We start from the raw sequence: 9,342 nt of genomic DNA, 5'->3' as shown, positions 1-9,342 counted from the left end.
TCGTTTGTCGCATCCTCCGGCTCCCGTGCGTCGACGAGCGCGACGGCGAGTCCGGCACTTGCACTGCGCCGGGCAAGCCAGGCGGCGAGCGCAAGGCCGACGGGGCCCGCGCCGACGATCGCCACGTCGAAGTCAGGATCGCCCGCCTCGCGCGCGGCTTGGGCCGCTTCGGCAGATTCGGCCGAATCTGCCGATCCGGTCGGTCCGTTTGTCGTCGATTGCGCTGTCATGGCTGAGCGGTCCGCGAGGCAAGCATGAGTGCCTCGATTTCGTCGGCTTGCACGGGCACGTCTCGCGACAGCAGCTCGCAGCCGGTCTCGGTCACGACCGCATCGTCCTCGATCCGTATGCCGATGTCCCAGTAGCGCTCGGGCACATCCTCGGCCGCGCGGATATAGAGACCCGGCTCGATCGTGAGCGTCATCGAGGCCGCGAGCGTGCGCCACGGCAAGGCGCCTTGCGCATCGCGCGGGGCGCCGCGGTCGCGGTAATCGCCGCAATCGTGCACGTCCATGCCGAGCCAGTGCCCGGTGCGGTGCATATAAAAGCGCGCATAGGCGCGCTCGGCAATGACGTCGTCGACCGACGAGAAGCGCTCGCGCGCAATGATGCCGGTATCGAGCAGCCCCTGCGCGAGTACGCGTACGGCGGCGTCATGCGGGGCCTCGAAGCTCACGCCCGGGCGCGTCGTATCGATGGCGGCCTGCTGCGCGGCGAGCACGATGTCATAGAGCTCCCGCTGCGGCGAGGAGAACCGCCCGTTCGCGGGAAACGTGCGTGTGATGTCGGAGGCGTAGCCGTCGAGCTCGCACGCTGCGTCGATCAGCACGAGTTCGTCGTCGCGCAACACCGCATTGCCGGCCGGGTAGTGAAGCACGCAGGCGTTGGCGCCCGCCGCGACGATCGAGCCATAGGCGGGGCCCTGCGCGCCGCGGCGCCGGAAGGTATAGAGCAGCTCCGCCTCGAGCTCGTACTCGGTCATGCCGGGCCGGCATACGGACATCGCGCGCCGGTGGGCTTCGGCCGAGATCTGCGCGGCGCGGCGCATGATCGCGACCTCGTGCGGATCCTTGAAGAGCCGCATGTCGTCGAGTTTCGGCGTGAGATCGACGAGCGCCACGGGCGCGGCGATGCCGCTGCGGCTTTGCGAGCGCACGGCGTCGAGCCATCCGCGAATTTTGCCGTCGAGTTCGCCCGATTGCGCGAACAGGTAATGCAGCGCCGGCGCGTCGGCGATCAGGCGCGGCAGCTCGGTATCGATTTCGTCGACGGAAAATGCCGCATCGAAGCCGAACGCGTCGCGCGCGGCCTCGGGGCCGAAGTGAAAGCCTTCCCAGGTTTCGCGCTCGGCGTTCTTGGGGCGGCAGAAAAGCAGACTGGCCGGCTCGTCGTCGCGAGCCTCCGCGTCGAGCACGATGAACGCTTGCGGTTCGGTGAAGCCGGTGAGGTAGTAGAAGTAGCTGTCGTGCCGGTACGGGTAGTCGGTATCGCGGTTGCGCGCGAGTTCCGGCGCCGTCCGTACGACGGCGACACCGCCGCCGGCCGCGCGCAGGGCAGCCAGCAGGCGCTCACGGCGTTCGCGGTAGACGGCAACGGCGAGGGGGGGATCGGTCGGTGGATTCATCGTGAGATTGTAGCGCCCAAACGGCGGCTCGATGGCGTGGCGCCGGCGCGGCGCGGCGCGCGCGTCAGCCGGTGTGTTGCATTCCGCCGACAGGCGCCGGCCTGGCCGATCGGGCCGATATCCCCGCAACGCTGTCCGCCGTTATGATCGTTGGCAACGTTATACTCTCCGTCGCACACCTGAGAAACGCAGATGATGAAACTAATCGGTTCGCTGGCCAGCCCGTATGTGCGCAAAGCACGCATCGTGCTGGCCGAAAAGAAGATCGACTACCAACTGGTGCTCGAAGACGTCTGGGCACCCGAGACGACTATTCATACGTTCAATCCGCTCGGCAAGGTTCCTTGCCTCCTCATGGAGGACGGTGAGGCCGTGTTCGATTCCCGCGTCATTTGCGAGTATGTCGATACGCTGTCGCCGGTTGGCCGGCTCATTCCGCAATCGGGCCGGGAGCGCGTCGAAGTCCGCTGCTGGGAGGCGCTGGCTGACGGCGTACTCGATGCCGGCGTCCTGATCCGCCTCGAGGCCACGCAGCGTGAAGAGGCGCGGCGCAGCGAAGGGTGGGTCGCACGCCAGCGACGCAAGATCGACGAAGCGCTGGGTGCCATGTCGCAAGGGCTCGCCGGCAAGCCGTGGTGCGCAAACAATCATTTTTCGCTTGCCGATGTGGCGGTCGGTTGCGCACTCGGCTACCTCGATTTCCGGATGCCGGAGCTTGGCTGGCGCGAAAAACATTCGAATCTCGATAAGCACTTCGCGAAGCTTTCGCAGCGGCAGTCGTTCATCGATACGATTCCCGCTTGAATCTACCCGACGCGCCCCCGCACGATGAGCGCTCGCCCGAGCGCACCGATCTGGCCGCGGCTCGGCACGCTCCTGCGCTGAGCGGGCGGGGGATGGCCGGTGCGGTGCTCGCTTTCCTCATACTTCTCGGTCTGCTCGTGCTTGCGTGGGAGTTCGCCGCGCGGCGCGGTCTCGTCGACCCGTTCTTCGTCTCGCAGCCGTCCGTCATTGCGTATCAGCTTTTCGACTGGTGGCATGGCGCAACGTCGCGCGGCCCATTGGCCGTACACATCGGCCTGACGCTCGGCGAGACGGCCGCCGGGGTGGCGGGCGGCTCGTTGGCTGCCGCGCTGGCTGTTGCAGCTTGTCCGGCGGATTCGATGCGCGGCCGGATACTGCGGCTCGGGACCGGCATCGCGCAGCCCGCCGTCGGTATCGGCATTGCCGCGGCGCTCGCGATGGGGCTGAGCGGCGCAAGCGGATGGGTGCCCAAGGCTGTGTTCGCCGCGCTGGCCGTGTTCGCGACAGCCATGGCCGATGCGCGCGGGTCGCTTCGAACGTCGTCGCGCTTACGCCTGCGGTGCCAACTTGCACTCACCGCGGCCGTGCTCGCCGAATGCCTTGTCCCGGGCCGCGGTATCGGCTTTCTGATCGTTCGTTCGCTGCATCAGTTCAATGCGGGCGGCGTTTATGCGGCGCTCGTCGTACTTGTTGCGATATCGGTGGCGATCGACGCCGTGGCCGCGGCCTGTTCGATGATGCCGCCGCCCAGGCAGACATCGCCGTCGTAGAGCACCGCCGACTGGCCCGGCGTCACGGCCCACTGAGGGGTATCGAAGCCAAGCGAGAACTGTTGCGGCCCGCCTTGGACGCTGAACGTGCATGGGGCGTCGGCTTGCCGGTAGCGCGTTTTGGCGCCGAGCCGCGCGCCATCGTCGGGCGCGGCGCCTGCCACCCAACTCGTATTGCCCGCGACGAGCGTCTCCGAGAGCAGCCACGGATGATCGTGGCCCTGCACGACGTAAAGCGTGTTCGTCGCCATGTCCTTGCCGGCGACGAACCATGGCTCGCCGCTGCCGCTCTTGCTGCCGCCGAGGCCGATTCCCTTGCGCTGTCCGAACGTATAGAAGGCCAGACCGATGTGCTCGCCGACGACGACACGCTCGGGCGTCATCATCGGTCCCGGCCGCGTAGGCAGATAGCGGTTCAGAAACTCGCGGAACGGCCGCTCGCCGATAAAACAGATACCGGTCGAATCCTTTTTCTTCGCATTGGGCAGCCCGATTTGCTCGGCGATCGCGCGCACCTGCGTTTTGGGGGTGTCGCCGAGCGGAAACAGCGTCTTCGACAACTGCGCCTGATCGAGGCGGTGCAGAAAATAGGATTGGTCTTTGGTGTGATCTTTCGCCTTGAGCAGCTCGAAGCGGCCATCGGCTTCGCGCACACGCGCGTAGTGGCCCGTCGCGATCGTCTCGGCGCCGAGCGACATCGCATGGTCGAGAAACGCCTTGAACTTGATCTCCGCGTTGCAGAGCACGTCGGGGTTCGGCGTGCGGCCGGCCGAATATTCGCGCAGGAACTCGGCGAACACGCGGTCCTTGTATTCCGCCGCGAAGTTGACGGCTTCGACATCGATGCCGATCAGGTCCGCGACGGAGACGACGTCGATCCAGTCCTGCCGCGTCGAGCAGTACTCGCTGTCGTCGTCGTCCTCCCAGTTCTTCATGAAAAGGCCGACGACGTCATAACCGGCTTCCTTGAGGAGCCAGGCGGTCACCGACGAATCGACACCGCCCGACATACCCACCACCACTTTTTGCTTGCTCATCGAATTCACTGCTATCGGGTTCATGGCGCGTCGGCGACCGGCGGTCCGACCGAATGCGTATGCAGAAGGTCGAGCGCAAAGCGCTGGCCGGCGAGGTAATCGTCGAGCGAGCGCAAGACGAGCGGCGTCCGGTGACGCTCGCGACAGGCACGCAGCTCCTCGGGCGTGAGCCAGAGCGCACGCACGATGCCTTCATCGAGCGCGCGCCGCGCTGGCTCGGCGCTGCAGGTGCCGCAGAACGTGAAGCGCAGGTACGTTGCGCCGCTGCCAGGTTTGTCGATATGCGTCATATAGACGCCGACGAGCGCTTGCGGGGCGAACGTGTGCGCCGTTTCCTCGAGCGTTTCCCGGATGGCCGCCTGAAGCAGCGTCTCGCCAGCCTCGAGATGGCCAGCCGGCTGGTTGATGCGCAGGCCGTCCGCCGTGCGCTCCTCGACCATCAGAAAGCGGCCGTCGCGCTCGATGACGGCCGCGACCGTCACATGCGGCGCCCAGCGTTCGTTTTTCATAGCAGCGCATTTTACCGAATGCGCGATGCGGCCGCTCGGCACCTCCCGGCGAGCGATCCGCACCGATTTTCGTCAGCCGGCGCAAGTTCGGTTAAAGTGTCGCTTCGAATCAGCCGTGTCAGCCGTGTATCTCGACAGATGGAGCCGGCGTGCGTGGTCGGCCTGTCTTCGCTTTGCTTGATGAACGAGAAGGTGAGGAGGATTGAACGATGCACATCGGAGTGCCAGCCGAAACGCGCGCGCATGAAGCGCGCGTGGCCGCGACGCCCGAGACGGTCAAGAAGTACGTCGCGGCCGGACATCGTGTCACGATCGAGCGCGGAGCGGGAAGTGCCGCGAGCTTGACCGACGACGCGTTCGCCGCCGCGGGCGCGGAGCTTGCCGACGCGGCCGCCGCGTTCGGCGCCGAACTCGTCCTCAAGGTGCAATCGCCGCAGCCGGCGGAACTCGCGATGATGAAGCGCGGCGCCGTCGTAGTCGGCATGCTCGAACCGTTCAACGCCGAAAATGCCGCGCGCCTGGCCGAAGCCGGCGTCACCGCGTTCGCGCTCGAGGCCGCGCCGCGCACGACGCGCGCACAAAGCCTCGACGTGCTGTCCTCGCAAGCCAATATCGCGGGCTACAAAGCCGTACTCGTTGCGGCCGATCTCTATCCGCGTTTCATGGCGATGCTGATGACGGCCGCGGGCACGGTCAAGGCCGCGCGCGTGCTCGTGCTCGGTGCGGGCGTGGCCGGGCTGCAGGCGATCGCCACGGCGAAGCGCTTGGGTGCGGTCATCGAGGCGTCCGACGTGCGGCCGGCCGTCAAGGAGCAAATCGAATCGCTCGGCGCTAAATTCGTCGAGGTGCCTTACGAAACCCAGGAAGAGCGCGATGCGGCCGAAGGCGTTGGCGGCTATGCGCGGCCGATGCCGGCCAGCTGGCTCGCGCGCCAGGCGCAGCAGGTCCACGAGCGCGCCAAGCTTGCCGACATCGTCATCACGACCGCGCTGATCCCGGGACGGGACGCGCCGACGCTGCTGTCGGAGGAGACGGTCAAGGCCATGCGGCCGGGGTCCGTTGTCGTCGATCTGGCGGCAGGGCGCGGCCCCGAGCTGGCGGACCGCCCCGGTCAGCGCGGCGGCAATTGTCCGCTGACGGAGGCCGACCGCGTCGTGACGAAACATGGTGTGACGATCGTCGGTCACACGAACCTGCCGGCTATGGTCGCCGCCGACGCATCCTCGCTCTACGCGCGCAACCTCTTCGATTTCCTCAAGCTGATCGTGACGAAAGAAGGCGCGCTGAACATCGACCTGACCGACGACATCGTCGCGGCAACGCTGATTGCCCGCGACGGTGCGACCACGCGCACATCCTAAGGAGCCGGCGATGGAAATCATCAATCACACGGTCATCAATCTGATCATCTTCGTGCTGGCCGTCTATGTCGGCTATCACGTGGTCTGGAACGTCACGCCTGCGCTGCATACCCCGCTCATGGCCGTGACCAATGCGATTTCGGCAATCGTGATCGTCGGCGCGATGCTGGCGACGGGGCTCACCGTCGGCGGTGCCGGCAAGTTCTTCGGCACGCTGGCCGTGCTGCTCGCGGCAGTGAACGTGTTCGGCGGCTTTCTCGTGACACGGCGCATGCTCGAGATGTTCAAGAGAAAAGAACCGAAAAAACTGGCGAAGGAGGGTGCGTAAATGAGCATGAACGTCGTTACGCTCCTGTATCTCGTCGCCTCCGTCTGTTTCATTCAGGCGCTCAAGGGCCTCTCGAATCCGAAGAGCGCACGCGCGGGCAATGCATTCGGCATGGCCGGGATGGCGATTGCGATCCTTACCACGGTTGCGCTGATCGTCAGAGAAGCAGCGCTGCTGGGCTCGAACCTCGCGCTCGGGCTCGGGCTGCTGTTCGCCGCGCTCGTCGTCGGCGGCGCGGTGGGGGCGTTCGTGGCGGCTCGCGTCGAAATGACGAAGATGCCCGAACTCGTTGCCGCGATGCATTCGCTGATCGGTCTCGCAGCAGTCGCCATTGCGTACGCCGTGGTGTCGGAGCCGGCCGCGTTCGGGCTCGTGCCGCCCGATGCGCCCTATGCGGGCTATCTGCCGTTCGGCAACCGGATCGAGCTGTTCATCGGCACGTTCGTCGGTGCCATCACGTTCTCGGGATCGGTGATTGCGTTCGGCAAGCTCTCGGGCAAGTACAAGTTTCGACTCTTTCAAGGCGCGCCCGTCGTCTATGCGGGCCAGCATCTGATCAATCTGATGCTCGCGCTCGGCATGCTCGGCTTCGGCATCATCTTCTTTCTCACGCAGTCGTGGTTGCCGTTCATCATCATGACGCTGATCGCCTTCGCGCTCGGCGTGCTCATCATCATTCCGATCGGCGGGGCCGACATGCCCGTCGTCGTCTCGATGCTGAACTCGTACTCGGGATGGGCGGCGGCCGGCATCGGTTTCTCGCTGAACAACGCGATGCTGATCGTGGCGGGTTCGCTCGTCGGCTCGTCCGGTGCGATTCTCTCGTACATCATGTGTCACGCGATGAACCGGTCGTTCTTCAACGTACTGCTGGGCGGCTTCGGCGCCGAACCGGGCGCGGCCGCGGCGGGCGGCCCGGCCGAGCAGCGGCCCGTGAAGTCTGGGTCGGCCGAAGATGCCTCGTTCATGCTCGGCAATGCGGAGAACGTCGTGATCGTGCCGGGCTACGGTCTTGCCGTCGCGCGTGCGCAGCATGCGCTCAAGGAGTTGACCGACAAGCTCATCGAGAAGGGCGTCGATGTCCGTTACGCGATCCACCCTGTCGCTGGCCGTATGCCGGGGCATATGAATGTGCTGCTCGCCGAGGCCGAGGTGCCCTACGACCTCGTCTTCGAAATGGAGGACATCAACAACGAGTTCGGCCAGACCGATGTCGTGCTCGTGCTGGGCGCCAACGACGTCGTGAATCCCGCGGCGAAGAACGACCCGGCGTCGCCCATTGCGGGAATGCCGATCATCGAGGCCTACAAGGCTCGTACCGTCATCGTCAACAAGCGCTCGATGGCCGCCGGTTATGCGGGGCTCGACAATGAGCTGTTCTATATGGACAAGACGATGATGGTGTTCGGCGACGCGAAGAAGGTCATCGAGGATATGGTGAAGTCGGTCGACTGAGATGCGGGGTACGGCCGAGTCTGTCGTGCGCATAGCTCGGCCGCCGCACTTCGGCGCGTACGCCCTTCGACATCATGCCGACGAGGGCGCTTCGACGTGCCGCAGGTAATCGGCGAGCCGCCGGCCTGCCATATCGGGAAACCCCTCGTGCGGCGTGACATCGACCATGCGCGAGATGTCGAAATTGCGGAAGTCTTCACGCAGTTCGCACCATGCCCCGACCGTCCATTGCCCACCCCAATAGACGAGGCTGAGCGGCCAGATGCGCCGCTCGGTCTCCGCCCCTTTCTTGTCCCGGTACGAAAAGCTCACGACGTGTCGGGTATCGACGGCACGATGGAGCGCATCGACGTTTTGCGAGAACTGGCGATCGATGTGATACGAGGGCGCGAAAACGGCAAGGCGCTCGAGTGTCGCGCGCTTGTCGGCCGGCATGGCCGAAGCCACTTTCGCGAGCGCGCTGCGGGCACCGGCCGCGAGACCCGCGCCGCCCCAGGTTTCGATCATGCGGGCGCCGGCTGCCAGTGCCGCGAGTTCGTCGGGCGTGAAGGTGAGCGGCGGCAGACTTGCCGTGCGCGAAAGCCGGTAGCCGATGCCCGCCTCTCCTTCGATCGGCACCCCCGATAGCTGCAGATCTCGAACGTCGCGATAAACGGTGCGCGGCGAGACGCCAAGCCATTCCGCGAGTTGCTGCGCCGTCGTCAGGCGCCGCCCGCGCAGCAACTCGGCGATCTGGAACAGGCGGTCGGCTCGGCGACTCATGGCGGACGGACTCGGCTAACGGTAGCGAAATGGCCCAGGGCGAGGCCGGGCCGGTGGCCCGGGCTCGGTATGGCGCGATGATAGCGCGGGCCGTCACCCGTCAGTCGCGGAGTGAACGGCCGCGCCTGGCACGCATCAGCGTAGTTCGAGCGAATGAAGACCGACCCGGTTGCCCTCGCAGTCGATGAAAAATCCGATGTAGCCATACCCGTTCGGCAGCTCGACCAGCGAGCCGTCCTGCTTGCCACCGGCTTTTTCGATGCGTTTGAGCGTGGCTTGCAACGACGGTTCGGCATTCAGATAGACGAGGGCGCCGTCACCGGGTTGAGCGGGCCGCAACTGCTGGGGGTTGTTGACGATGCAACCGCCGGTTGCACCGTCTTCGTGAGGGAATACTGCCATCGGCACCCCGCCGACGACTTCACGGTTCAATTCGATGCCGAGCGCGGCTTCGTAAAAACGGGCGGCGCGTTCGAGATCGACGGCCGGAAGTTCGAACCAGGCGATAACGCGAGTGGCAGCAGCGACAGCGGTCATGACAGTCTCCATCGGGGGGCGGCGGTGTGCCGGACAGTGCGCCGGACGGCGCGTGAGAGACAGTCTGAGGCGGTGCTGCTGACAGCGTTCTGTCAGTAGAGGCGGCGGCGAGGCCGTCCGGATGTCGAGGTCCGGCAATGGCGGTCTCCGTTGCA

General features: G+C 65.8%; 11 protein-coding genes. 5 read left to right on the top strand and 6 right to left on the bottom strand.

Annotated elements, in window-relative coordinates; genetic code table 11:
• Positions 1-230 (bottom strand): FAD-dependent oxidoreductase (locus tag ACO1XS_RS02595; protein ID WP_486389962.1); only part of this gene is annotated, 230 nt, incomplete at its 3' end.
• Positions 227-1,624 carry an aminopeptidase P N-terminal domain-containing protein gene (locus ACO1XS_RS02590; protein ID WP_331571016.1) on the bottom strand — a complete coding sequence of 466 codons (1,398 nt, stop codon included), beginning with the start codon at positions 1,622-1,624 and terminating at the stop codon, positions 227-229. The genes ACO1XS_RS02590 and ACO1XS_RS02595, both read right to left, overlap by 4 nt.
• Before the next feature lie 192 nt (positions 1,625-1,816).
• Here ACO1XS_RS02590 and ACO1XS_RS02585 point away from each other — a divergent pair, with 192 nt between their 5' ends.
• On the top strand, positions 1,817-2,428 hold the full coding sequence (locus ACO1XS_RS02585; protein WP_331571014.1) for a glutathione S-transferase family protein: 612 nt from the start codon (positions 1,817-1,819) through the stop codon (positions 2,426-2,428).
• A complete protein-coding gene (locus ACO1XS_RS02580) occupies positions 2,425-3,198 on the top strand; it encodes a hypothetical protein (protein WP_486389961.1) in 774 nt (257 codons plus the stop codon). The genes ACO1XS_RS02585 and ACO1XS_RS02580 overlap by 4 nt, the downstream gene beginning before the upstream one ends.
• Here the strand turns inward: ACO1XS_RS02580 and mnmA are convergent.
• Positions 3,096-4,235, bottom strand: coding sequence for a tRNA 2-thiouridine(34) synthase MnmA (gene mnmA / locus ACO1XS_RS02575; protein WP_331571010.1), 1,140 nt, complete (start codon positions 4,233-4,235; stop codon positions 3,096-3,098). The genes ACO1XS_RS02580 and mnmA overlap by 103 nt on opposite strands.
• Before the next feature lie 20 nt (positions 4,236-4,255).
• Positions 4,256-4,744 carry an NUDIX hydrolase gene (locus ACO1XS_RS02570; protein WP_331571008.1) on the bottom strand — a complete coding sequence of 163 codons (489 nt, stop codon included), beginning with the start codon at positions 4,742-4,744 and terminating at the stop codon, positions 4,256-4,258.
• A gap of 209 nt (positions 4,745-4,953) precedes the next feature.
• On the opposite strand from ACO1XS_RS02570, the gene ACO1XS_RS02565 reads away from it, so the two are divergent.
• From ACO1XS_RS02565 to ACO1XS_RS02555, 3 genes are read left to right on the top strand one after another with little or no spacing between them, the layout of a single operon-like run.
• Positions 4,954-6,105, top strand: a complete 1,152-nt coding sequence (locus ACO1XS_RS02565; protein WP_331571006.1) for a Re/Si-specific NAD(P)(+) transhydrogenase subunit alpha — start codon at positions 4,954-4,956, stop codon at positions 6,103-6,105.
• Between the two features lie 10 nt (positions 6,106-6,115).
• Complete coding sequence (locus ACO1XS_RS02560; RefSeq protein WP_331571004.1) at positions 6,116-6,433, top strand: NAD(P) transhydrogenase subunit alpha part 2; 318 nt, start codon at positions 6,116-6,118, stop codon at positions 6,431-6,433.
• Positions 6,434-7,888, top strand: a complete 1,455-nt coding sequence (locus ACO1XS_RS02555; protein ID WP_331571002.1) for an NAD(P)(+) transhydrogenase (Re/Si-specific) subunit beta — start codon at positions 6,434-6,436, stop codon at positions 7,886-7,888.
• A gap of 72 nt (positions 7,889-7,960) precedes the next feature.
• Here ACO1XS_RS02555 and ACO1XS_RS02550 read toward each other — a convergent pair whose 3' ends face one another.
• Both ACO1XS_RS02550 and ACO1XS_RS02545 read right to left on the bottom strand, forming a co-directional pair.
• Positions 7,961-8,650, bottom strand: coding sequence for a helix-turn-helix transcriptional regulator (locus ACO1XS_RS02550; RefSeq protein ID WP_331571000.1), 690 nt, complete (start codon positions 8,648-8,650; stop codon positions 7,961-7,963).
• A gap of 135 nt (positions 8,651-8,785) precedes the next feature.
• Entirely contained in the window at positions 8,786-9,187 is a 402-nt protein-coding gene (locus tag ACO1XS_RS02545; RefSeq protein ID WP_254366727.1) for a VOC family protein, read from the bottom strand.
• Positions 9,188-9,342: the final 155 nt, after the last annotated feature.

This window comes from Trinickia sp. (assembly GCF_057351765.1).
Note: the sequence above shows the minus strand (reverse complement) of the source record. Positions and strands in the feature narration are given on the sequence as shown.

What these genes read in the sequence shown, in the direction of transcription:
- ACO1XS_RS02550 (WP_331571000.1), bottom strand. Translation starts at nt 8,650, where the DNA reads ATGAGTCGCCGAGCCGACCGCCTGTTCCAGATCGCCGAGTTGCTGCGC.
- ACO1XS_RS02570 (WP_331571008.1), bottom strand. Translation starts at nt 4,744, where the DNA reads ATGAAAAACGAACGCTGGGCGCCGCATGTGACGGTCGCGGCCGTCATC.
- ACO1XS_RS02585 (WP_331571014.1), top strand. Translation starts at nt 1,817, where the DNA reads ATGATGAAACTAATCGGTTCGCTGGCCAGCCCGTATGTGCGCAAAGCA.
- ACO1XS_RS02565 (WP_331571006.1), top strand. Translation starts at nt 4,954, where the DNA reads ATGCACATCGGAGTGCCAGCCGAAACGCGCGCGCATGAAGCGCGCGTG.
- ACO1XS_RS02545 (WP_254366727.1), bottom strand. Translation starts at nt 9,187, where the DNA reads ATGACCGCTGTCGCTGCTGCCACTCGCGTTATCGCCTGGTTCGAACTT.
- ACO1XS_RS02590 (WP_331571016.1), bottom strand. Translation starts at nt 1,624, where the DNA reads ATGAATCCACCGACCGATCCCCCCCTCGCCGTTGCCGTCTACCGCGAA.
- ACO1XS_RS02560 (WP_331571004.1), top strand. Translation starts at nt 6,116, where the DNA reads ATGGAAATCATCAATCACACGGTCATCAATCTGATCATCTTCGTGCTG.
- mnmA (WP_331571010.1), bottom strand. Translation starts at nt 4,235, where the DNA reads ATGAGCAAGCAAAAAGTGGTGGTGGGTATGTCGGGCGGTGTCGATTCG.
- ACO1XS_RS02555 (WP_331571002.1), top strand. Translation starts at nt 6,434, where the DNA reads ATGAGCATGAACGTCGTTACGCTCCTGTATCTCGTCGCCTCCGTCTGT.